This is a genomic window from Ignavibacteria bacterium (assembly GCA_017303675.1).
Lineage (GTDB): Bacteria > Bacteroidota > Ignavibacteria > Tepidaquicellales > OLB5 > OLB5.
In genome coordinates, this window is record JAFLBX010000001.1 from 1,762,546 (window position 1) to 1,785,551 (window position 23,006).

Here is a 23,006-nt window from a genome sequence, read left to right on the forward strand (position 1 = left end):
TGCTTTTTTTTTGATATATGGTGATATTGCAAGCTATTATTTAATATTACGGAGGCTGAAATGTTAAAAGTATTACTGTTTTTTATATCATTTACTTTATTGATATCTTACACCTGCTCACAATGGAATTATGGTACACCTTTTTCAACATCGCCGCAGCAATCAACCTGGCAGCAGGTAGTAAGTAAAGTACAAACTGCCGGGAATACTATATTAGACAGCCTTTCAGCGCCTTACCCCACAAATGCATGGTTCAACCTGTTCTTTCTGCACGGCACAGCCTATCCGAATCCCCAGGGAAACATCGGACAAAATGACAGCTGGGTATACCCGTATAATCTTGGCTCAGGCTTTAACTATGGCGGTTACTCAAACCAAAGGGCATTATTAAGCATTAATTATAAACCGTTCGGTGTTACAACCACGGGCGGCAGCTTTCCGACTGTTAACTGGGATAATGGCTCAGTTTTATTCATGGGAACAACAAACCCCGCAAATTTTACACCGGTTATCAGAAATGACTATACGGATCTTTCCGCTACAATAAAATATTACAATACCGCTAATGTTAATCAATATTATTATGCCCCAATTGTACGCGGTATGCCGTATGTAACTATGTTCTATAATAATGTTACACCGGGAATTTATTTCCCTTCACCGGCAATATGGAAAGTTAATGATGTTATTGTTGCTGCAAACCAGACTTTTACCGGAACTGAATTTAAGGTGCAGACAACTACAGGTGCTCCCGAGCCCCTGCGTTCACAAACCTGGATGATATTCAGCTCTCAGTCAATTACTCTTCAGTTCAGCCAGAATCCACAAACCCTTGGATTGATCGGTACGGCGCCGCTTACCGGGTGGATAAGGGTGGCAAACTTAACGTATGATAACGATCCGAACGCTGCCGATGTGCCTAACAGGCTTAATCTGCTTAGAGCTTACGCAAAATTTATTCCCATAAAGGGAGAAGTAGGAGCTAGCATTCCAAGCGGAAGCAGCACTGCTGCTTTGAATTTCAATTTTACCCGCTATAATGAAGGATCGCTCACAGGTGATTCATTATTAATGATGGCACTCCCGCATCATGTTGATATGCTCCCGGGCGGAAGTACAACAAATCTTCTGAAGTACCAGGTATTAAAAGGTACAATGAGCGAGGTAAAAACCAAAACCTGGCAAATGACAGAACAGCTACCGGGTTATTCATGGAGCCCAAGGTCAGGCGGTCTCGCAAACGTTCCGCTCCAGTGGTGCGATACACTTAACCGTTATGTAACAAATGACCTGGTTAACTTTAACAGGCAGTACCAGTGGATGGATATATACAGCGCTGCAAAATGTATAGGCAAGCTTGGAAGGATAGTCCAGATTGCAGATGAGCTTTATGATAGGGACCAGACAAGGTATGCTGCTATGCAGCCGCTTGCGGTCAGAATGCGTGATTCATTGCAGATCTATTTAGGCAGATGGCTAAACGGAAACAGTTCAATTTTTTATAACGGTATTCCGTATCAAAAGGATTCATTATTATACGATACAAAATTCCGGGGAATAATCTCAAGCCGTTCACATGATTCACTTAACCTGAATAACGGAATAGATTTTGGCAGCGCATTATATAATGATCATCATTTCCATTATGGTTACCTTCTGTATGCCGCTGCTGTTGTTGCCAAAAAGAATCCTGCATGGTTTACAGCAAATGGTAATTATTATTCAAACCGTGTAACTGATCTTGCGCGTGAAATAGCCAATCCAAGCCGTGGAGATAATTACTTCGCGCTGCAGCGGTATAAAGACTGGTATGACGGGCACTCATGGGCTAACGGCCTTGTACCATACGGCGGCGGAAAGAACCAGGAAAGCTCCAGCGAAGCTGCCAATGCATGGTATGGCTTATATCTGTTCGGTCTGGCTATGAATAACGCTTCGCCAAACGCACAATACAGCAACATGCTGAACCAGGGACAGCTTATGCTTTCACAGGAAGTGAGATCAGTGCAGAAATATTACTACGCAAATCAAACAAACCCTGTGTATCCGGCAGTATATACAAACCAGTTCAAAACCGTTACAAATATGTACCAGGGGAGAATTGATGCAAGCACTTTCTTTGGCTCGGTAAATTATTATGCCACGGGAATACAGGTTGTACCTGTAACACCTGTAACTGAACAGTTCTGGAGCAATATTGCATTTGCCAAACAGATCTATGATTACACGCCTAACGGTCTGCGTTATACGCCTTGTTTTGATTCCACCAACACCAATACAACAGTGTGGAACTGGACTACTATCAATGTAGGGGTTCAAGCTACAGCTTACCCGCAAACCGCGCTGAATTTCTGGAAGTTTTACGGTTATAACAACGCTAATTTTGATAACGGCTCAAGCCAGTCAAATGTTATGTACTGGATCTTAACAAGAAATCACAATGCAATCGGTATCAGTTCAATTTCTAACGAAGTTCCGGCTAAGTATAATCTTTATCAAAGCTATCCTAACCCGTTTAACCCGGTTACTAACATTAAGTTTGATATAAGCAAAGCAAGCGCTGTTAAGCTTGAAATTTATGATGTCACAGGAAGAAAAGTTGATGAACTTGTAAACGGTCAGCTAAATGCCGGAACATATAATGCTGAGTGGAATGCTTCCCGCTTTTCAAGCGGTGTTTACTTCTATACTCTTTCATCCGGTGATTTTGTTCAAACCAAAAAAATGATATTAGTAAAATAATTTAAACTTTTTACCCGGCAGCTTCTGCTGCCGGGTTTATATTTACAGGATCACTATGAAATTTATTGTAAGAGCAGCATTTTTATTTGTAATTTGTTCAGCTAATCTTTTCTCACAGGGCGACCCTTTCAAAAATGCAATTGATTCACTTTTCAAGGTACATTACAGTGATACAACAGTGGGAGTATCGATAGGTGTAGTTTTTTATAATCCTGCAACTAATGAATATTTAAGAAGGCTCTTTTATCACGGTGAAAAAAACAGGTCAACCCACGAAGCACCTGATAGTACTACCGTTTACCAGATAGGATCAGTTACTAAAACGTTTACAGCCATGGTAATGGCTCATATGCTGCGATATAATATGGCAAACCGGTGGGACCTTATAAAAAATTACCTGCCCGATACACTCAGAGTGCCATTTTGGGTCAATGGCAATGATACTACCAGGATAAACCTGCTTGAGCTTGTTACTCATTTTTCCGGTTTAATTGATGAACCGCCGGCGTCGTATCCATATACACTTGAACGGATGTTCCGTTATATTGATACTTGTCACCTTGTTACAAAACCCGATTCGATCTGGACCTATTCAAATTTGGGTTTTGCGACGCTAGCTACAGGCTTAACAATGCATGCAGGCAGAGACTCCATCGAACAGCTTTTTCAGCAGATCATAACTGATTCGCTTAATATGCCTGATACAAAAATTACCAGGAATCTTTCAATGATACTGCGCTCAGCCAAAGGATATATTAAAAATAATTCCAACAATTGGATTTTGGCTGACAGCAATAAATCTACCTGGCCGGCTTTTAACGGAGCGGGTGCAATACGCTCAACCATTAAAGATATGACCCGTTATCTTGAATACCAGATGAAGATGCTGAGCTCAAGCCTTAACCCGCTGCTTGATACAATGCATAAACATATAAAAAGGATAAATCCCGGGCAGCCAACTCAAAAATGGCAGGGGATGGCTTGGGCATCCAACCGCCTTAATTTTCAGCTTAACAATCCATGGATAATTTTTAAAGACGGCGGCACACCAGGTTATAACAGCTTTATAACTTTTTATACTGATTCACTTACCGGAATTAAAGGAGGTGTAGTTATACTTTCAAATTCAGGTACATCTGCCAATTTTAACAATGCTTCATATATAGAAGCTTTATCTATGGATATTTTAACATATCTGCACACCAGGTATACCAGTATCGGAATTGAACCGGTTGGGATCGAGATTCCAGGCGAATATAAGCTATTTCAAAATTATCCTAACCCGTTTAATCCGGTTACTGTTATCAGTTTCAGCATTCCTCAAAATAGCATTCAGCCTGTTTCTTCGCTTAGAGTATATGATATTACAGGCAAAGAAGTTGCAGTTCTTGTGAACAGCGCTTTAAAACCCGGAAATTATAAAGTTGAATTTAATGCCAAAAACCTTCCGAGCGGCATCTATATATATAAGCTTGTTTCCGGCGATTTTTCAGCATCTCAAAAAATGATACTGATTAAATAACTGTCTTAAAACGTCACAAATTTTAAGGTTTTTTATATTGTTTCGTTTTATGATATTTGTTTATAGTTAATTCAGATCTCATTTACATAACATTAAGGAGCATCAGGAATGAAAAACAGAGCAATAATATTAGCTTTAGTTCTAATTGTCACATCAGCCCTTTTTATTTCTTGCGGTAAATCCACAAAACCCAAAAAACAGATCGATACAAAACCGGTTTCTATAAAACAGTTTGATACACCTCCGGGCGCTGACCCTTCAGTTCCGCCGGAACTGGGAGGCAACGGCTTCACAGGAGAAGGCTGGCAGACTGCCGTTAATTATAATGTTGCAGGAGACTCCAATGCCATCAAGGGCGGTTCTTTTACAATGAGGATACCTGATTTCCCGAATACTTTAAGGAATATGGGTAAAGATGCCAACTCATACGTAAATAACCTGATGGAATTCGGCCTGATGTATGAAGGCTTATTGGCACAGGATCCTGTTACAGAAGAATGGATCCCAAGTTTAGCTACACACTGGAAAATATCAGAAGATAAAAAAACGTTTTCATACCGTATCAATCCTAATGCAAGATGGGCTGATGGTAAGCCTGTTACAGCAGAAGATGTTGTTGCTACATGGAAGATTCTTGTAGATCCGGGTATTCTTGAGGCGTATTCAAATATACTATATGGTACGTACGAACAGCCTGTAGCTGAAAGTAAATATATTGTATCAGTTAAAACAAAAGAAGAGAACTGGAGACAGTTCCTGTATTTTTCAGGCTCAATGAGAATTCTGCCTGCACATTATATTGGCAATATTAAAGGCTCTGAATATCTCGAAAAATTCCAGTTTGAAACAATACCGGGTTCAGGTCCATACACTTTACTTAAAGAAGATATAAATAAGGGCCAATCAGTTACTTTCCGCCGCAGAAGCGATTACTGGGCTGAGAAAGAAAGATTCAACATTGGCATAAATAACTTTGACGCTATTAAACTTGATGTTATTCAGGATGAATCATTAGCATTCGAAAAATTCAAAAAAGGTGATATTGATGTTTATTCAGTTAACCGCGCACAGTGGTGGGCTGAAAGGTTTGACTTCGATGAATTCAAACGCGGTCTTGTAGCAAGGTACCGGGTATATAATGAAAATCCGAACGGGGTACAGGGTCTCGTTTTTAATATGCGTAAACCGCCTTTTGATGATATAAGAATTAGAAAAGCTGTAACTTATTTATGGGATCGTGTTAAGTTTAATGAAAAATTGTTTTTCAAACAATACGAGATGGAATATTCATATTATCCCGGTTCAGTATATGAAAACCCAAATAATCCGAGGGTTGGTTTTAACCTCGATTCAGCACGTATGCTTTTAGAGGAAGCCGGATGGAAGGAAAAGAACTCCGAAGGTTACCTTGTAAAAGACGGTAAAATTTTTGAGCTTGATCTGCCTTTCGATGGTGGTCCGGGACAGGAAAGATATTTAACGATCTTCCAGGAAGACCTGAAGAAAGCCGGTATTAAATTAAATCTGAAACAGATCGACGGCACCACAAGGTTTAAGCTTGGAAATGAAAGGAATTTTACAATACTTGTTACTGCATGGACAGGCTTAAGGATACCAAATCCTGAAAGCTCGCTTAAATCAAACACTGCAGATGCACCCAATACAACAAACTGGCCGGGAATTAAAGATGCAAGAATTGATGAGTTATGCGATCTATACAACAAAACTTACGATAAAAAAGAGAGAATTAAAATTATAAGAGAAATTGACGGTATTGCATGCAATTATTTTGGATACGGTTTTGGATGGTATGTTCCGTTTCAAAGAATTGCTTTCCAGAATAAATTCTCATATCCTGAATGGATACTTCCAAGGACTAGTGATTACCTCTTTACCTGTATTTTATGGTATTATGATCCGGAAAAAGCCGCTGAATTTGACGCGGTGAAATCTGATCCTAATAAGAAAATGGAAATTAAACCGGAAGATCAGAAATACTGGCTGAAGATAAAAGAACAGGAAGAAGCACAAAACAAATAATTAATATATAAATTACTGCCTTCATTCTATGAGTGAAGGCAGTAACCATTTTACAAAAGTCCTGCAGATCTATAAATCTATTTAAATAAAAAGATCATTTAGTTTTTATAATTTACGTAATTTGTATTTCTGCATTTTGCGGGAAATAATTCTAATATTATGACATCATATTTTATACGCAGGTTCCTTCTGATAATACCAACCTTTCTGGGTATAACTCTCATTACATTTTTTATACTTCAAATAGTACCAGGTGGACCGCTCGAAAGAGAGCTGCTGAAGCTCCGTATGGGCGGACAAAATACCGGCGGTGAAGTCGGTACCTCAGGTCAAAATGTTACCGGTGGAATTGAAATTCCTGAGTCAGCGCTTCAGGAAATGAAAAAGTTTTACGGGTTTGATCTGCCGATACATGAACGCTATTTCAGGTGGCTTGGTAATATGCTTACGCTTGATCTAGGTAATTCATATGTATATGCAGAGCCTGTATGGGATGTAATTATATCTCGATTTCCTGTTTCAATTTATTTCGGTCTTATCGGATTTATACTTACGTATCTGATATGTATTCCCCTCGGGGTTTTTAAAGCCGTTAAGAACGGCAGCAAATTTGACCTGGCCTCATCAATACTTGTTTTTATGGGTTACTCAATTCCCGGCTGGGCGTTTGGTACAATTATGCTTGTTATATTCGGAGGCGGCAGCCTTTGGGATGTTTTCCCGCTCGGCGGTTTCCGTTCAGAAGATTTTGAAAGCCTCTCGTTTTGGGGACAGTTAACTGATCAGTTCTATCACACTGTTCTTCCTGTTGCATCATACCTGGTAGGAAGCTTTGCCACACTTACTATCCTTACCAAAAATTCTGTGATAGAAAACTTAAGCCAGGATTATATCAGAACTGCATTTGCAAAAGGACTTTCAGAAAAGCGGGTTATATTTAAACATGCGTTGCGCAATTCATTAATACCGCTTGCAACCGGACTGGGTCACTTTTTATCGCTTATACTTGCAGGAAGCTTTCTGATTGAAACAGTATTTAATATTAACGGAATGGGTCTGCTCGGGTTCAGGTCAATTGAGCAGAGAGACTATCCTGTGACAATGGGAATTCTTGTTATATCATCATTCCTTCTGCTTATCGGGAATATTATTTCCGATATGCTTTACGCGATATTCGATCCGAGGATCAGGTTTAAATAGTAAACAGATAATATAAATCTCATGATAATAACTTCTTAATTATGAAGAAGGAAAAAAATAAAGATAAAGTTTCAATTTCAATTTTCAGGAAACGCTGGAGAAAGTTCAAAGGAATAAAACGGGGTTATTACGCTTTCCTTGCACTTGTTATTATGTACCTGCTTTCCTTTATTCTTCCGCTGTTCATCAATCATACTGCAATTATTGTAAAGTATAACGGTGAATATTACTTCCCGCTTTTTAAAAGCGGTATATACGCCCCCTCTGTATTCGGGCAGGAAGGCTACGGAGAAACAAATTACCGCAGGTTAAAGGAAGCATTCAGCAATGACGCCAGTGATAACTGGGTACTTATGCCTATTTATCCCTACAGCCCCAATGAGAACCTGCTGGATGAAACCGAAGGCTCACCTCCGCATCCTCCTTCTGCGAAACATATTTTCGGTACAGATGACAGGGCGCGTGATGTATTTGCAAGGACTCTTTACGGTTTTAATATTTCCATTTCATTCGCGCTTGTTGTAACTTTTTTTGCTTACCTGATCGGTGTATCAATTGGCGCTATGCTTGGATTTTTCAGCGGCAAGATAGATATTTTCGGGCAGCGCCTTATTGAAATATGGAGCACTTTACCGTTTTTGTATGTTATGATAATTGTCAGCTCTATATTACAGCCTAATTTTATACTGCTTGTACTCATTTTAACGGCATTCAGCTGGATGGGTATAACATATTATGTAAGAGGCGAATTTTACAGGGAAAAAGCCAGGGATTACGTTTCAGCAGCAGTATCTCTTGGAGCAAAGAACAGAACAATAATTTTTAAACATATTCTCCCGAACTCGTTAACACCCGTAATTTCATTTGCGCCGTTTGCTATCGTTGCCGATATCAGCGCTTTAGTATCGCTTGATTTTCTCGGGTTCGGGCTCCCGCCGCCAACTCCAAGCTGGGGACAGCTTGTAAGGCAGGGCATGACTGATATCAATAACTGGTGGCTTGTCGCTGTACCGCTTGGCGCGATGTTCTTAACGCTTATTGCAATTGTATTTATCGGCGAAGCTATCAGAGAAGCATTTGACCCGAAAGTTTATTCAAGGCTGAGGTAATTATATGAAGAAACTTGTAGAAGTTAAAAATTTACGTACTTATTTTTTTGTTGAAGCTACCGATAAGCAGCTTGAAGCGCATGCGGAATATGCCAAGGAAGAATTTCTGAAGAAATTCTACCGGGAAGATAAAAAGCTCAAAGGAAAGTTCCCGGCTAAAGCTGTTGATGATGTAAGCTTTGATATCCATGAAGGCGAAGTGCTTGCAATTGTGGGTGAATCCGGCTCAGGTAAATCAGTGACAGCTTACTCACTTACCAGGCTTGTGCCTGACCCTCCGGGTAAAATTGTCGCGGGCGAAGTGCTCTACAAAGGCGTTGATATGCTTAAGCTGAGCTATGAGGAAATGAAAAAATACCGCGGCTATGAAATTGCCATGATATTCCAGGAACCGATGACATCGCTCAATCCTGTTATGAAAATAGGCGAGCAGATAACAGAAGTTATCTTAACCCATGAAAAGATAAGCAAACAGGAAGCAGAGCAAAAGGCTATTGATATGATAGAAGCCGTGGGAATACCTGATGCGGCTAAAAGAATGAAGGATTACCCGCACCAGTTCAGCGGAGGTATGAGGCAAAGGGTAATGATAGCAATGGCTCTTGCCTGCAACCCATCACTGCTTATAGCCGATGAGCCTACTACAGCTCTTGATGTGACAATACAGGCGCAGATACTTGAGCTTATGATAAAGATCAAGAAACAGCGCGAAGATGCTGCAATTCTGCTGATTACCCATAATCTTGGTATTGTTGCTGAAATTTGCGACAGGGTAATTGTAATGTATGGCGGAAAGATCCAGGAAATAGGAGATATATTCGGAATATTCAACGACCCGAAGCATCCCTATACTAAAGGATTAATGCAGTCACTGCCTGATCCATATAAGGATACGCGCGAAGAGCTGAAAGCTATCCCGGGAATCATACCGCATATTTTAGAGCTTCCGAAAGGGTGCAAGTTCTGCACAAGATGCACTGAAGCGGTGCAGTTCTGCACAGAAGTTGAACCTGAGTTTGTTGAAATTTCACCGGGAAGAAAAGTCAGGTGCCATCTTATTTCTAACCCCGAGGCAATGATGAATTCACCCAAAATTAACGCTGCTTAATTTGGCGTTGTTACTAAAAAAGGATTTAGAGTTAAGTTATGAATAACAGCAATATTTTAGAAGTAAAAGATCTGAAGGTTAAATTCCCGGTTCACGGGGGAGTTTTTCTTGGTAAAGTGGCAGAAGTTAAAGCTGTTGATGGCGTCAGCTTTACAATGAAACAGGGTGAAACCCTGGGTATAGTGGGTGAATCCGGATGCGGTAAATCAACTTTGGGTAAAGCTATAATCAATATTCTTAAATTCTCTTCGCCTGATGTTGATATTACCGGGGAAGTGCTTCTTAACACCGGCAGCGAGATGATAGATCTTACAAAGCTTTCAAGGAATGATATAAGGAAATACAGGGGACTTGTGCAGATGATATTCCAGGACCCGTATTCATCACTTAATGCCAGGCTGACTGTCGGACAGATCATCGAAGAGCCGATGCTTTACCATACAAATATGCCGAAGAAACAAAGGCTTGAACGTATATCAATGCTGCTTGAAAAAGTCGGTTTGCAGCCTGAACAATCCAAGCGTTACCCGCATGAGTTTTCAGGCGGCCAGAGGCAGAGAATTGGTATTGCAAGAGCTCTTGCAACCAACCCGAAGCTGATAATTGCCGATGAGCCGGTTTCCGCGCTTGATGTATCTATACAGGCGCAGGTAATAAACTTAATGCAGGAGCTGCAGAAGGAATTTGACCTGAGCATTATGTTTATTGCTCATGACCTTTCTGTGGTTGAGCATATCAGCTCAAGAATTGCCGTGATGTATCTTGGAAATATTGTTGAAGTTGGTTCCGGCAGGGAAGTATATCACCATCCAAAACATCCGTACAGCAAAGCTCTGCTTTCAGCAGTGCCGCTGCCGAATCCTAAGTTCAGGCATAAAGAACGTGTAATATTAAAAGGCGATGTACCCACACCTTTAAGGAAACCCAGCGGCTGCGGCTTCAGAACACGCTGTCCAATTGCGCAGCCAGTCTGCGCAGATGCGGTTCCGCCGCTTGAAGAAAAAGCACCCGGTCATACAGCGGCTTGTCCATTTGTATCATAATAAGTTTTCCATAATATAAATAAAAAACCCCCGCTTACTGCTGGGGTTTTTTTGTCATTCCCGCGCAGGCGGGAATCTATTGCTTGTCATTCCCGCGAAGGCGGGAATCTAGATATCAATTTGAGATTTATCAATAAAGTTTGATATGCTTTGATTCTTGATCCATCCATATCACAAATATATACTTTTTCCGGCATCTTCGTCTGGATACCCGCCTTCGCGGGTATGACTATGTCGGTCATTTAACTACTCATTCACATACTTAGAAAGATTTATAACCGGACTCTGAATCCCAATTGGTACTCCCATCATCTGTCCGCTCTGCACAACTGTACCGAGTATCAGGTTTTCACTCTGGTTAAGTGAATTTGTCTTCTTGTACTGAACTATCCAAAGATCCGCCGGGAAGCCCGTGAGATTTGTGATATATGCAGGAAGGTTCAACGTTCCCGCAGCCGGCATAAGGATCATATTCCTTGTCTGGTTCGTGCCCGTTGAGAAAAAAACATTCCCGTTTAGAGAGCTTGTATCCGGAATAAAGCTTTCATCAAATTTGATTATCGGGTTCGTTGAAGCTGCAAGATTTATTGATGCATCGCTGTTGAGAAGTGTTGATGTTGATGTTGCTATAAAAATGTTCGTTGAAATAATAAGATCAAGCGCGCCTGATACCATATTTCTTGCTGATGTATCCTGTATAAGTCCGATAAGCTGGTTTGTGTTGAATAGCGCTGTCAGCTCGATGCAATCAGTTGCTGTTGGCAGCGGATTTGGTGTATAAATTCTGAGCGATGTATCGCCGGGAGCCCTGAAAATATAAAGCCATGCGCCGATGGAATCAGGATTTGTTGCAGCCTGAAGCAGTGAAAGCTCGGTTTTTCCGTTTGCTTTAACATTTTTTCCCATTATCAGCACAAGCTTAGTATTTGCTCCGTGATTGCGAATAGCCTGCGCGTAAGCTGAATCAAGCCTCTCTTTCGCAGTTACTTCTGTAGTTGTAGCATTATTTATTATTGTGTTAATATCATCACTGCTGCAGCCAGAAAACTGAAATGAAATTACTGTAATTACAGTGATCAAAAAAAGCGGTAAAATTAAGCGTTTTAGCATATATTTCCTGTTAATTTGTAATATTGTTACCATATAAAACAAAGATACGAAGATTTGGTTGCGAAAATCTATGATAATTGTGTAAATGTTTGTATCTTTCTCTGTCATTCCCCTGCCTGCGTCAGGCAGGCGCGCAGTCGGGCACGAAACTGGGAATCTAATTGCTTGTCATTCCCGCCGAGGCGGGAATCTAGACATGGATTTGAGATTCATCTATGAAGTTTGAAACGCTATGATTTTTAATCTATCATTATCGCAAATATATGCTTACTTCTACATTTACTGCTTGTCATTCCCGCGCAGGCGGGAATCTAGACATGGATTTGAGATTCATCTATGAAGTTTGAAACGCTATGATTATTAATCTAACTTTATCACAAATATTTGCTTACTTCTACATTTACTGCTTGTCATTCCCGCGCAGGCGGGAATCTAGACATGGATTTGAGATTTATCTATGAAGTTTGAAACGCTATGATTCTTAATCTAACTTTATCACAAATATTCGCTTTTTCTAGCTTTATCGACTGGATACCCGCTTCCACGGGTATGACAAAGGGGGTTTTTCAACCGGATTTTTTTGTTTGTGTGGATTTTGATGGGTATACATTCGTATCATACAAAAATTCAATCTTACCATCTACCTGATACTGCTCAAATATTTCATTTAACTCAGCCAGCATTGGTTCATATAAGGGACTATCGTATTGCGGAGTGTAAGATGATGATAACAACCTGCGGGTTACACCGGCGAGATCGAATACCTGCTTGTTGGGGAAAGTCTTCTTTGTGTATCCGCCTTCAAAGAATTCATATAGCTTATTATCATCGATATTTTCATGTCTCACATTTTTATAATCAGTGCCGTATTTAAGCAATAGATTTTCGTAAGCGATCAAAAACGGATTTCCGTCAAGTATTCTTTCATTCCACATTAAACATACACTGCCAGTGGGTTTTAGTATCCGTTTAAATTCAATTTTCACCTTCGGTATATCAAACCAATGAAAAGCTTGTGCGCATATGATCACATCAATTGAGTTATCCGGTAACTTTGTATCCTCAGCAGATGCATTAATGCTTCTAAAATTCCTGTAGCCCGAAAGTAATTTCTCCGCCGCTTCGCGCATTGCGTCGTTGGGTTCAACTCCATATACAGTGTTACCATTTTTCAGGAACAGCTCCGCAGATATTCCCGTACCTGAGCCGATATCCGCAATGACTGAATCAGGTCTAAGAATACCTTCAGATTTCAGGTATTCAATTACCTCTGCCGGATATGAAGGGCGGTATTTAATGTAATTTTCTACACGGTCAGTAAAACGGGTTTTGGAGTTGGAGTTCAAATATGTTTTTCCTGTTATTTAAAATTTAAAACAGCAATATTTGTAAAAATAATTAACCAAAAATAGATATTTTCAGACAATTATAATATCCAAACGGAAAAACATGAATAAAGAAGTACGGGTACGTTTTGCGCCATCACCAACCGGTTATCTGCATTTGGGAAGCCTGCGAACGGCGCTTTTCAACTATCTCTTTGCAAGGCACCATAACGGTAAGTTTTTATTGCGGATTGAAGATACTGATCAATCGCGCAAAGTTGAAGGCGCAGTTGAAAATTTGATAAATATACTCAATGAAATGGGCCTGAATTACGATGAGGGTCCGGGTGTTGGGGGTGAGTTTGGTCCGTACTTTCAATCACAGCGCTTAGATATTTACAAAAAATACTGCGATGAGCTGCTTGCAAGCGGTCACGCTTATTATGCATTTGAAACCGCCGAAGAGCTTGATGAAATGCGTAAAGTGCAGCAGATGCAGGGCAAACAGACAATGTATGACCGCAGGGCAAGGGTACTTACTGAAAATGAAGTTAATGAAAAATTAGCTTCGGGGATTCCTTATGTTATAAGATTAAAAGTACCGTTGGATTCAGAGATCAGATTTACTGATATCATTCGCGGGAATGTTAAAATTGATACTAATCTTGTGGATGACCAGGTATTGCTTAAGAGCGATGGCTTTCCGACATATCACCTGGCGAATGTGATCGATGACCATCTGATGCAGATAACACATATCATCAGGGGAGAGGAATGGTTAACATCTGTGCCTAAGCATATAATTTTATACAATGCATTTGGATGGGAAGTGCCGCAAATGGCACACGTGCCGCTGATACTGAATCCCGATAAAACCAAGCTTTCCAAGCGCCAGGGCGATGTTGCAACCGAAGATTATCTGAAGAAAGGCTATCTAAAGGAAGCACTTCTGAATTTTATGGCACTGCTGGGGTGGAATCCGGGTGATGGCGAAGAAAAAGAGATATTCACTAAAGAGGAGCTAATCGAAAAATTCAGCATAGAGCGTGTTAATTCCGCTGGAGCAGTATTTAACGTTGAAAAGCTTAATTGGATGAACGGTGAGTATATAAAGAATTATAATATTGATGAATTGACCGGGCTTTTGATTCCTTATCTCAATGCAGGCGGAATAGATACAAGCGATATTATAAAAACTAAAAGAGTTATATTTGCCATCAGGAATTACATAAACAAGCTTGATGAAGCCGCTGAACAGGCAAAAGTTTATTACAGTGATGTAAAGCTGAACGATGAGCAAACAGCAATTATAAGCGCTGATACATCAAAACAGGTTTTTAAAGCATTGGCAGCAAAAATAGATTCTATGCTTGAGATCACAACTGATAACTTTAAGCCTGTACTTTCTGAAGTGCAGAAGGAAACCGGTGTAAAGGGCAAAAATCTTTTTATGCCTGTAAGGCTTGCCCTGACGGGCGAAGAACACGGTCCGGAGCTTGGAATGATAGCATATGTACTGGGTAAAGAAGAAGTGCTGAAACGATTGAATTTAAATTAAACTAAAAATATATAATATGAGATCAATAAAAATTCTCTTCATTCTCACAGCTGTAATAATTTTTTCATCCTGCGGTAAAAAGGATGAAAAGGTGAACTCAGAAAACCAAAGCTCGACGCAGAATGTGGCTCCGAACACCCAGCAAAACACCACAAACAGCTCTGCTGTTAATAAAAAGTGGGCAGGGCAGTATTCATTTGAAGAATCAGCCAAAAATGTTACCGGTGATGGTGCACAGACCTGGAATTATGTGATCGACATTAAAGAGAAAGATGCAAACACTCTTGTAGCTGATATCCAGGTGGATGGATTCCAGACTATGACAAGAATTGAAGCAAGCGTTAAAGCTTCAGAAAAAAATGCGGAGGTGATATTTGAAAAATACGGCAAGGATAACATGTTTGAGCTGTATAAAAAAGGTGACAGGCTCTTTACAATTGAAGCTAATGAAAAAGGCGAGCTTATAACTAACTGGGATAAAATGAAGCCCAATGTCATAGAAAACCAAAAGAGCGGAAAAGTGATGTTCAAAAAAATTGCTTCTTAATAGAGACAGTCAGGATCAGGTTATTCTATAATTTTTTATAATAAAAAGCAGTGAATGTATCATTCACTGCTTTTTTAATGAGCAAAAAAATGGTAAGAAATTTAAGTATTCTACTTTCTTACCGAATGCAATTTTTTCGAAATGACCATTTTAAGCCATTTGCTGTGGGTATAAAGATGCAGCCCGAAAGCAATTATAAAAACCGAAAATAATATCAGGTGAATATTCTTCCATTGAGCTTCATTCATCTGCAGCAGGCTCCAGCCGCTTCCGCTGCCTTCAAGAAACAAAAGTTGCCCAGTTGCTATCAGCCCTATGAATGTAATTAACGAACATATCTTGCATGTTCTTGATGCAGGTAAAATATTTTTTGCTGTAATTGAAAGATTGGATTCACCAGTTAATTCAGCTTTTTTTCTGAACTCGGATATTACATGTATTATAATTGCAGTAAGCAGAATTAAAAATACCAGCAGAAAGTACATGGTAAATCTCCTTTTTGTTTACATCATTTATCTTAGCCTTTAATATCGGGATCTTTGTTTTCCGGAGTGTATTTATCGTATCAATACAAAAATAATCAAAGGTTTAAGGGTTAGCAGTGAATAAAATTTCGTATAAAAACAGCATGCTATATATATCACCGGGTATTATGATAAAAAAAAGCATAAGTTGAAAAACTTATGCTTTTTTAATGTGTAAATTATGATTTTGGTTTAATTTGGTCTTGTCCTGAAGAAAAATCTGTCCTGAGACCAGTAAGTTGTTCCGCCAACTGTAGTACCTGCACGCCAGTAATAAAATGTGGATGGATTCAAAATACCCGATGGCAGCTGAAATTGATTGCCTGTAACTGCAGTTGTGTAAAACGGATTTTCAAAACCCGCACTAACATCTATTTGAAGCTGGTCTGCGTTATTGTTCCATTTAAATAATGGAGCTGCAGCAACCATTGTATCGTTGTTGGCTGGTTCTACTAATCCCGGCGGTGTAACACTGATCGATTTACTGTCAGTTGCTGAATCACAGCCGGAATACAAAATAACGCAAACAAATGCGATGATAAAAAATATTAAAGCTTTCATAACTTTCCCCTAAAAATTTGTATGATGCAATATAAACTTCAAGAATTGTTTTTCAAGTGTATATGTTAAAGCACAAATTAACTTGTTATTGTTAGTGGATTTAGCTATCTAAAAGTTTTAAAAATCACAATATTTTACCTTATTATTCCATTGTTTTTTCGTAACTTGCACCATTCTATTATACAAAAATAAACATGGAAAAAATGAAAAAATTGAATTTAGCTGTATTTTTTGCAGTATTTTTAGGGTTAACTATTATTTTCAACGGTTGCGGCGAGAAAAAAGACACAAAAACTGATACTAAAACAGATACAAAGACTGATACAAAATCCCAAACTACAGAGAAAAAGGACGAAAAGAAGAAGAAAGATTTCAAGAAATCAGACGCGCCCAAAAAAGAGCTTAAGGCTGATGTGCCGGCGGAATGGACAGAGCTTGTTTCCAAAGATGGAAAATTCCATTTCAATGCTCCTTCAAACTGGACAATCGCTTCTGATACCGAAACAAAATTTACAGCTATGAGTGAAGATAAATCAGTAGGTTTGACATTTGTAATCTTCTCAAATGATCAGATCACTTCAGATGAACTTCTTGGCCTGGCGCTGGCAGATTTTGATTTTGAACCGGATGGTGAAGCATTCGGATACACAGAAGGCAATATGGAAGGGTATATTACTGCAGCCCGCGGAAAAATTGACGGCACAGATATGATGATGTATGTTATGAGTGCGGTTGAAAACGGCGGAAAAGGGAATTATGTTCTTTACATCTTTACCCCAACCGCAAACTTTGAAAAAAATAATGCAACAATGGAAACAATTCTTTACAGCGCAAAGCTGAAATAAAAATCAATTTTTATTTATTCTCAAAAAGCGGTCAATTGACCGCTTTTTTTATTTCTTATTTTTGTAATTGAGCTGTAATATAAATATCATTGCTGCGTATGTCCCAAATCATATTAAACAGCAATTTTTTGATATATCTTTAGATAAGGAATATTGGATTTTCTTCCGAACTATTTTTTGCTGCTAAATTAAAACAGAGAATATTATGAAAAACGTAATTTTTCTTTTTATAACATTTTTTAGCTGTACTCTCTTTATCAACGAACTTTACTCGCAAACAACCTGCAGTTTTTGCGGAGGGACGGGAACAGTTAATTGTATCAGCTGCGGAGGTTATGGTAATTACAACTGCAATCAATGCGGCGGAAATGGCGGTAAATGGGAAAGATGTACACAGTATAACTGCAATGGCGGTGTAGCAACATTGGATGATGGTACTACCGTAACATGCCAGGGCTGCCAGGGTAGGGGTGAAGTTTGGCATTCATGTTATAACCCGAACTGTAATGGGGGAACAGTTAGCTGTAATTTTTGCGGCAACAAAGGCAGAAAAACATGTGGTACCTGCGGAGGTGACGGCATACAGTAAAGTATAATATATGATATACTTTTTTATAAGGGAAACATTTCTGTTTCCCTTTTTTTATTATTTAAAAATTATATCTTTGTAGCGAAAATCTAAAAAATAAACAAATTAGAATGAAAAACGATCCCGGTTTTGATGTTGATAAAGCAAACCGCTGGTTTGGAGCGGAGTTTAATAACGGTATTTTCCCTTTGCTTTTAAAAGAGAACAGAACAGATGAAGAAACTGAAAAAATGATACAAATGGCTTTTGCCTCAACTTTACATTGGAGTGAATTCAGCGGCTGCAGGTATGCAAACAAAGTAAGGGGCATAAATATGATAGCTGCTGCTTTTGCATTTGCAGGCAGAAAAGAAAGCGCTTTATTTTACGCATCAAAAAATCACGATATGGTAGTTAATAATCCCGGTGAAGTTGAAGATTTTGATGTTTCTTTTATGCTCATGCAATATTCACGTGCTTTAGCGCTTAACGGAATGACGGGCGATGCCAGGAAAAAATATGATGAGTGTGTTGAATCCATAAATAAAATATCAGATCCTGAAGATAAAAAAATTGTTATAGGTGATCTTAATTCCGGTCCCTGGTACGGCTTAGACCGAACATAAATTTCATTAAAAAGTATATATTATAATTTAATTAATAATTTTATATTGTAAAATAAAGAAAATTAATATTTTGCAATATGGAGCATTTTACTGAAAAAATTGTACACCCCTTGCCTAAAAAGTTCAAAGGACTTAAGAACCTCATCGGTAATACACCTCTTTTAGAGATAAGCTTTTTATACAAAGGAAAGCCGAGAAGAATATTTGCCAAGTCTGAAAATCTGAATATGACTGGCAGTATTAAAGACAGAATGGCTCTTCATATTCTAAAGAAGGCTTATGAACAGGGCACAATTAAACCCGGTGATATGATAGTTGAAGCCACAAGCGGGAACACAGGAATATCTTTTTCTGCTATCGGGAGAGCTTTAGGGCACCCGGTCTCAATTTTTATGCCTGACTGGATGTCCAGGGAACGAGTTGACCTTATTTCCAGTATGGGCGCAAAAATTCACCCGGTAACAAGGGAACAGGGCGGCTTCCTTGGAAGCATTAAAATGACTGAAGAGCTTGCCCGGCAAAATGAAAATGTCTTTTTACCATGTCAGTTCTCAAATTATTCTAATTGCGAGGCTCATTATGAAAATACAGGACCCGAATTGTGGTGGCAGCTTAGGTTCCGTTCTTTAAAACCGGACGCTTTCTGCGCAGGTGTTGGAACCGGAGGTACAATTATGGGAGTTGGTAAAAGGCTGAAAGAGCTGCACCCCTCAGTGAAAATCCACCCGATTGAACCGGCTGAATCACCAACACTAACCACCGGTCATAAGGTCGGGTCGCACAGGATACAGGGTATTTCTGATGAGTTTATTCCGGAAATTATGGAGCTGGATAAAACAGATAGTGTGATACCGGTGCATGATGGTGATGCAATTATAATGGCTCAGAAACTCTCTGCGGAGCTTGGACTTGCAGTGGGAATTTCTTCAGGAGCAAACTTCATCGGGGCATTAATAGCACAGAATGAGCTTGGTGATGAATCTGTTATTGTAACAGTATTCCCTGATTCCAATAAAAAATATCTTAGTACAGATCTCCTGAGGGATGAGCCTGTAAAGGATGGTTATTTATCAGTTGATGTTGAGCTTGAGCATTTTCATGCAATGAAAAGGGTATGTAATACCTGCTGTGACTATGATGAGTGCGAACAGAAAATATATGCAAAATAATATAAGTATCTGCTGATTAAATATTGATTATCCTGTGATAATTTTTTTTAATTTTGAAGAAATTTTTTCAGGAAGGGTTTCATCATATTCTTTTTTATAGAATTTTACAAGCTGGTTATAACGAATCATTGCGATTTGCGGTTTATCCAGCTTTATCATGGAGTTTATTATATATTCATAACAAACAATGTTAAGCGGGTCATATTTAAGCAGGTACTCAGAATAATGCATCGCCTTATTGTATTCACCTTTTTCATACAGTTTTTTTATCAGTTCTTCGCTTATTGAAATAAACTCAGTCCTGTATTTAGTTCTCAATTCTTCGCACCATGTTTCATAATTTCCGTCCATAAAGTCACCTTTGTAAAGTTCAATAGCTTTTTCCATCATCTGCAATTTCTCAGAAGGGTCCTTGATTACCGGGAGTTTTTTGGCGATCTTTTCAAATTCTACCGAATCAATATAAATTATAAAATCATTGCTGAATTGAAGCTGTTTATCCTCATAGCTTATCAGCGAAGGGATAAGTTTTATATCATCAATGTTCTTTTGCTTTCCTTTTTTTTCACTTTTATCCTTTTCAGTTTCCCTCGAAGTTCCTTCTGCAAAAGCTGTTTTGAACAGGTTCCTGAACTTTGATATCATCTGGTGAAAGATATTTTCTGCGCTCTCAGCCGGAGTTTCAGGGTAGAAAATATCAATGATCTTATCCTTAGAAAGTGTCATCCTTGCAGAAACAAGCAGGTAAATAAAAATTAATTTCCATTTTTTCTTTCCCCATGCAGAATCATCCTGCTGCCTTCCGCGGATCCTTACCTCATTTTTACCGAAGAGTATTAAATGAATATCATTGAATGATTCCAGCTTTTCCTCAAATCTCTGCCTGCATTCGTCTGAAATCCAGTCAGCTTTGTTCTTTTCAGCTGCGGAATTAATGATCTCTTTCACAAACCTGTTGTTTATCCTGTTAGCCAGGGCAAAGTCAAATAATTCCCTCTCATGCAGTATCTCCCGCTGCAAAAAAGCGCTGTATTCCTTTTCAGAAGATACAGTGAGTACTTCTTTCAAGAACTGAAATGATTTTAATAAATTGCCTGATTTTTTGTAAAAATCCGCCAAATGGAAAGCAGTTTGTACCCTGCTGTAGATCATTTTCTGTTCTTCATAATAATTATAAGCTTTCAGCAGCACTTCTTCTATTTCTGAAACAGCAGAGGTTCTTTTGATAAGTAGCGCTTTTGATACTGCGAACTGAATTTTTTCATATTCACTGTTCTCATTAATATACCTGAATGCCATATCATAGTATTCATCTGCCTTGTTCAGCTTATCAAGCCAATAGTAGCTGTCTCCAATCAGCGAATAGCTTAAAAAAATATAATATTTATGGTTTATCTCTGAAGCTATCCTGTTCATTTCAACAAGCATTTTAATGCTGTCTTCATAATCTCCGAACTCAAACTTAAAAGCCTGCTTTGCAAGCAAAAAGGTTATTCTGAAAATAGGAATTGATATTTGCCTGCTTATTTCACCGGCTTCATCCAGAAATATTAAAGCTTTATCGAATTTTGCAGAATGAGAATATAATAGCACCAGGTTGCATAATGATTCATACCGGGAACTTAGTTTTTTTGAGCTGCCGGCTACCTTCTCATAATATGATATGGATTTTGAATAATCACCTTTTATCAGGAATATGTGTCCGTAAAGATTGAATATTTCTAGTTTCAGATCAGCGTTATATGCTGAGTTTACCATTTCTTTTTCTGCAAGCATTAAGGCTTCATTCAGTAGTTTTAATGCTTTATCATAAAGTGAATTCTGGTAGAAAGTATATGCTTTCAGATATAAAAGCTTAGCTTTGTTTAATCCTTCTGTTTTTATCTTCTCAGCCTGGCTAAGCACGTTCACTGCCTCAGTAATTTTTCCCAGGCTAATCAGGTTCCTTGCCTTCGAAATTATACTGATTACATAATAAGCGTCATCTTTGTTTTGGCGGCTTAAAGTTATTGCCTTATCAAGAATTGGCAGTGATTCTTCTATGCTTCCCATAAAAAACTTTAGCAGAAGCGCTTTGTAGTAATATATCCTGTGATCATCATTTATTCCGCTGTTTTCAGCCTTTTCTATCCAGCTCCATAAAATATCAAAATTACCTGAATCAAAATAGTCCTGGAATTTTTTGTTAATAAGTCCCGTAGCTGCTTTTATTTCACCCGCTTCAAAAAGATAGTTGATAGCTGGCGCGAATTCATTGAGCGAAGTGTAATATTCAGCTGCATTTTTTAGGAATGCCTGTATTTCTGCGCTGCTTTTAGTTTCTTTGATCTTAACATTCAGGAATTTTTTGAATAAGCCCTGGTAACAGTACCTTGATTCCGATATATGAGGCTGATTTTGGAGAACCTGTATAAAAATATTTTTTTGAAGTAGCCTGTTTATTATCGCCTGGCTATCATTGGATTTAAAAAGAACGTTGCACTGTTTAACGGTAAAATTTTCTAGCAGGGAAGTATATAAAATGAATTCTTTAATTTCTTCTTCAAGCTCATTAAAAATATCTTCAGTGAAGTAATTGAATATATCATCAACTATTACCAGCTTATCCAGCTGCAGCTTTGTGAAATGTTCTCCGTGGCTTTGCAGAATAAGGTGCAGCCCGGTTATCCAGCCTTCAAATGCTTTTGTAAGAAGATTAATATCCTTTTCGCTGCTGTCAATTCTGTAAAGCTCTCTTACTAATTTAGCTGTTTCTTTGGTGCTGAATGCAAGTTCAGCTGTTTCTATCTTTAATATATTCTGTTTTGCAAGCAGTAAGCTCTGGCTGAAAGCAGGAATATTTCTGGAAGTAATAACAAAATGTATGTTCCGGGGAATATTTTCAAATAATTTTTTAAATGCTGGCTTAACCCAGCCGGGATCTTCCAGGTTACCGGGCTCATCAAGCACTATCACAAGGTCATCATCAAAGCCCTGATGCAGCTCATTGATAAAAGTCGAAGTAATATCTTCAATAATTTTTTCCTGTTTAGAGCTGAACTCAAATTTATCCCTGTAATCATCAATTAACAGCATAGTAGGGTTTCCAAAATCTGATCTCACCTTTTTAATTGAATGTATAAGGTAATTCATAAATATATAAAAATTACTCATATCCCGGTGAATATTCAGCCAGGAGTAGCTCATACCTGAAAAAGCTAAATATTGCTGAATTAGTATGGTTTTACCGTATCCTGCCGGGGCATTTATCAATATCAGCCCTTTATTAATATTATCATGTATCTTATCAATTAATTTTTCCCGTTTAATGGTTTTTATGGGAAATTTGTACGGTAATATCCGGGATTGAAAAATATTTTCCAATTAATTTTTATTGTTTTGGTGATAAATAAATTTAAGAAGATAAAAA

Annotated in this window: 18 protein-coding genes; 13 read left to right on the forward strand and 5 right to left on the reverse strand. The window is 38.6% G+C overall.

Annotated elements, in window-relative coordinates:
* Window positions 1–60: 60 nt before the first annotated feature.
* From J0M37_07865 to J0M37_07895, 7 genes are all read left to right on the forward strand, one after another.
* Window positions 61–2,742, forward strand: coding sequence for a T9SS type A sorting domain-containing protein (locus J0M37_07865; protein ID MBN8584999.1), 2,682 nt, complete (start codon window positions 61–63; stop codon window positions 2,740–2,742).
* 55 nt (window positions 2,743–2,797) lie between these two features.
* A complete protein-coding gene (locus tag J0M37_07870; protein MBN8585000.1) occupies window positions 2,798–4,264 on the forward strand; it encodes a serine hydrolase in 1,467 nt (488 codons plus the stop codon).
* 108 nt (window positions 4,265–4,372) lie between these two features.
* Window positions 4,373–6,304 (forward strand): ABC transporter substrate-binding protein, encoded by a 1,932-nt coding sequence (locus J0M37_07875; GenBank protein MBN8585001.1) that lies wholly within the window; start codon window positions 4,373–4,375, stop codon window positions 6,302–6,304.
* Window positions 6,305–6,463: 159 nt separating this feature from the next.
* The gene (locus tag J0M37_07880; GenBank protein ID MBN8585002.1) at window positions 6,464–7,504 is read left to right on the forward strand and encodes an ABC transporter permease subunit; all 1,041 of its coding nucleotides are present in this window, start codon (window positions 6,464–6,466) and stop codon (window positions 7,502–7,504) included.
* Window positions 7,505–7,545: 41 nt separating this feature from the next.
* On the forward strand, window positions 7,546–8,613 hold the full coding sequence (locus J0M37_07885) for an ABC transporter permease subunit (GenBank protein MBN8585003.1): 1,068 nt from the start codon (window positions 7,546–7,548) through the stop codon (window positions 8,611–8,613).
* Between the two features lie 4 nt (window positions 8,614–8,617).
* The gene (locus tag J0M37_07890) at window positions 8,618–9,721 is read left to right on the forward strand and encodes an ABC transporter ATP-binding protein (GenBank protein ID MBN8585004.1); all 1,104 of its coding nucleotides are present in this window, start codon (window positions 8,618–8,620) and stop codon (window positions 9,719–9,721) included.
* 38 nt (window positions 9,722–9,759) lie between these two features.
* A complete protein-coding gene (locus J0M37_07895; protein MBN8585005.1) occupies window positions 9,760–10,764 on the forward strand; it encodes an ATP-binding cassette domain-containing protein in 1,005 nt (334 codons plus the stop codon).
* Between the two features lie 246 nt (window positions 10,765–11,010).
* Here the strand turns inward: J0M37_07895 and J0M37_07900 are convergent, their stop codons facing one another.
* Both J0M37_07900 and J0M37_07905 read right to left on the reverse strand, forming a co-directional pair.
* Window positions 11,011–11,874 carry a hypothetical protein gene (locus J0M37_07900; protein ID MBN8585006.1) on the reverse strand — a complete coding sequence of 288 codons (864 nt, stop codon included), beginning with the start codon at window positions 11,872–11,874 and terminating at the stop codon, window positions 11,011–11,013.
* 566 nt (window positions 11,875–12,440) lie between these two features.
* Window positions 12,441–13,220: a class I SAM-dependent methyltransferase gene (locus J0M37_07905; protein ID MBN8585007.1), complete on the reverse strand. Its 780-nt coding sequence runs from the start codon at window positions 13,218–13,220 to the stop codon at window positions 12,441–12,443.
* A gap of 103 nt (window positions 13,221–13,323) precedes the next feature.
* Between J0M37_07905 and J0M37_07910 the strand changes: the two genes are divergently transcribed.
* Together J0M37_07910 and J0M37_07915 are read left to right on the forward strand one after the other, a co-directional pair.
* Window positions 13,324–14,757: a glutamate--tRNA ligase gene (locus J0M37_07910; protein MBN8585008.1), complete on the forward strand. Its 1,434-nt coding sequence runs from the start codon at window positions 13,324–13,326 to the stop codon at window positions 14,755–14,757.
* Window positions 14,758–14,773: 16 nt separating this feature from the next.
* Window positions 14,774–15,304, forward strand: coding sequence for a hypothetical protein (locus J0M37_07915; protein ID MBN8585009.1), 531 nt, complete (start codon window positions 14,774–14,776; stop codon window positions 15,302–15,304).
* 110 nt (window positions 15,305–15,414) lie between these two features.
* On the opposite strand, the gene J0M37_07920 is transcribed toward J0M37_07915, so the two are convergent.
* Window positions 15,415–15,789 carry a DUF4405 domain-containing protein gene (locus J0M37_07920; GenBank protein ID MBN8585010.1) on the reverse strand — a complete coding sequence of 125 codons (375 nt, stop codon included), beginning with the start codon at window positions 15,787–15,789 and terminating at the stop codon, window positions 15,415–15,417.
* Between the two features lie 231 nt (window positions 15,790–16,020).
* Window positions 16,021–16,389 carry a hypothetical protein gene (locus tag J0M37_07925; protein MBN8585011.1) on the reverse strand — a complete coding sequence of 123 codons (369 nt, stop codon included), beginning with the start codon at window positions 16,387–16,389 and terminating at the stop codon, window positions 16,021–16,023.
* Between the two features lie 194 nt (window positions 16,390–16,583).
* Between J0M37_07925 and J0M37_07930 the strand changes: the two genes are divergently transcribed.
* The 4 genes from J0M37_07930 (at window position 16,584) to J0M37_07945 (ending at window position 19,597) form a co-directional block, all read left to right on the forward strand.
* Window positions 16,584–17,234 (forward strand): hypothetical protein, encoded by a 651-nt coding sequence (locus J0M37_07930; GenBank protein MBN8585012.1) that lies wholly within the window; start codon window positions 16,584–16,586, stop codon window positions 17,232–17,234.
* A 205-nt stretch (window positions 17,235–17,439) separates the two neighbouring features.
* Window positions 17,440–17,823: a hypothetical protein gene (locus J0M37_07935; protein MBN8585013.1), complete on the forward strand. Its 384-nt coding sequence runs from the start codon at window positions 17,440–17,442 to the stop codon at window positions 17,821–17,823.
* 110 nt (window positions 17,824–17,933) lie between these two features.
* Window positions 17,934–18,428 carry a hypothetical protein gene (locus J0M37_07940; GenBank protein ID MBN8585014.1) on the forward strand — a complete coding sequence of 165 codons (495 nt, stop codon included), beginning with the start codon at window positions 17,934–17,936 and terminating at the stop codon, window positions 18,426–18,428.
* 77 nt (window positions 18,429–18,505) lie between these two features.
* Entirely contained in the window at window positions 18,506–19,597 is a 1,092-nt protein-coding gene (locus J0M37_07945; GenBank protein MBN8585015.1) for a cysteine synthase family protein, read from the forward strand.
* Between the two features lie 27 nt (window positions 19,598–19,624).
* Here the strand turns inward: J0M37_07945 and J0M37_07950 are convergent, their stop codons facing one another.
* Window positions 19,625–22,960 (reverse strand): hypothetical protein, encoded by a 3,336-nt coding sequence (locus J0M37_07950; protein ID MBN8585016.1) that lies wholly within the window; start codon window positions 22,958–22,960, stop codon window positions 19,625–19,627.
* Window positions 22,961–23,006 lie beyond the last annotated feature (46 nt).

What these genes read in the sequence shown, in the direction of transcription:
- J0M37_07925 (MBN8585011.1), bottom strand. Translation starts at nt 16,389, where the DNA reads ATGAAAGCTTTAATATTTTTTATCATCGCATTTGTTTGCGTTATTTTG.
- J0M37_07890 (MBN8585004.1), top strand. Translation starts at nt 8,618, where the DNA reads ATGAAGAAACTTGTAGAAGTTAAAAATTTACGTACTTATTTTTTTGTT.
- J0M37_07945 (MBN8585015.1), top strand. Translation starts at nt 18,506, where the DNA reads ATGGAGCATTTTACTGAAAAAATTGTACACCCCTTGCCTAAAAAGTTC.
- J0M37_07875 (MBN8585001.1), top strand. Translation starts at nt 4,373, where the DNA reads ATGAAAAACAGAGCAATAATATTAGCTTTAGTTCTAATTGTCACATCA.
- J0M37_07940 (MBN8585014.1), top strand. Translation starts at nt 17,934, where the DNA reads ATGAAAAACGATCCCGGTTTTGATGTTGATAAAGCAAACCGCTGGTTT.
- J0M37_07930 (MBN8585012.1), top strand. Translation starts at nt 16,584, where the DNA reads ATGGAAAAAATGAAAAAATTGAATTTAGCTGTATTTTTTGCAGTATTT.
- J0M37_07865 (MBN8584999.1), top strand. Translation starts at nt 61, where the DNA reads ATGTTAAAAGTATTACTGTTTTTTATATCATTTACTTTATTGATATCT.
- J0M37_07870 (MBN8585000.1), top strand. Translation starts at nt 2,798, where the DNA reads ATGAAATTTATTGTAAGAGCAGCATTTTTATTTGTAATTTGTTCAGCT.
- J0M37_07895 (MBN8585005.1), top strand. Translation starts at nt 9,760, where the DNA reads ATGAATAACAGCAATATTTTAGAAGTAAAAGATCTGAAGGTTAAATTC.
- J0M37_07935 (MBN8585013.1), top strand. Translation starts at nt 17,440, where the DNA reads ATGAAAAACGTAATTTTTCTTTTTATAACATTTTTTAGCTGTACTCTC.
- J0M37_07900 (MBN8585006.1), bottom strand. Translation starts at nt 11,874, where the DNA reads ATGCTAAAACGCTTAATTTTACCGCTTTTTTTGATCACTGTAATTACA.
- J0M37_07915 (MBN8585009.1), top strand. Translation starts at nt 14,774, where the DNA reads ATGAGATCAATAAAAATTCTCTTCATTCTCACAGCTGTAATAATTTTT.
- J0M37_07885 (MBN8585003.1), top strand. Translation starts at nt 7,546, where the DNA reads ATGAAGAAGGAAAAAAATAAAGATAAAGTTTCAATTTCAATTTTCAGG.
- J0M37_07920 (MBN8585010.1), bottom strand. Translation starts at nt 15,789, where the DNA reads ATGTACTTTCTGCTGGTATTTTTAATTCTGCTTACTGCAATTATAATA.
- J0M37_07910 (MBN8585008.1), top strand. Translation starts at nt 13,324, where the DNA reads ATGAATAAAGAAGTACGGGTACGTTTTGCGCCATCACCAACCGGTTAT.
- J0M37_07880 (MBN8585002.1), top strand. Translation starts at nt 6,464, where the DNA reads ATGACATCATATTTTATACGCAGGTTCCTTCTGATAATACCAACCTTT.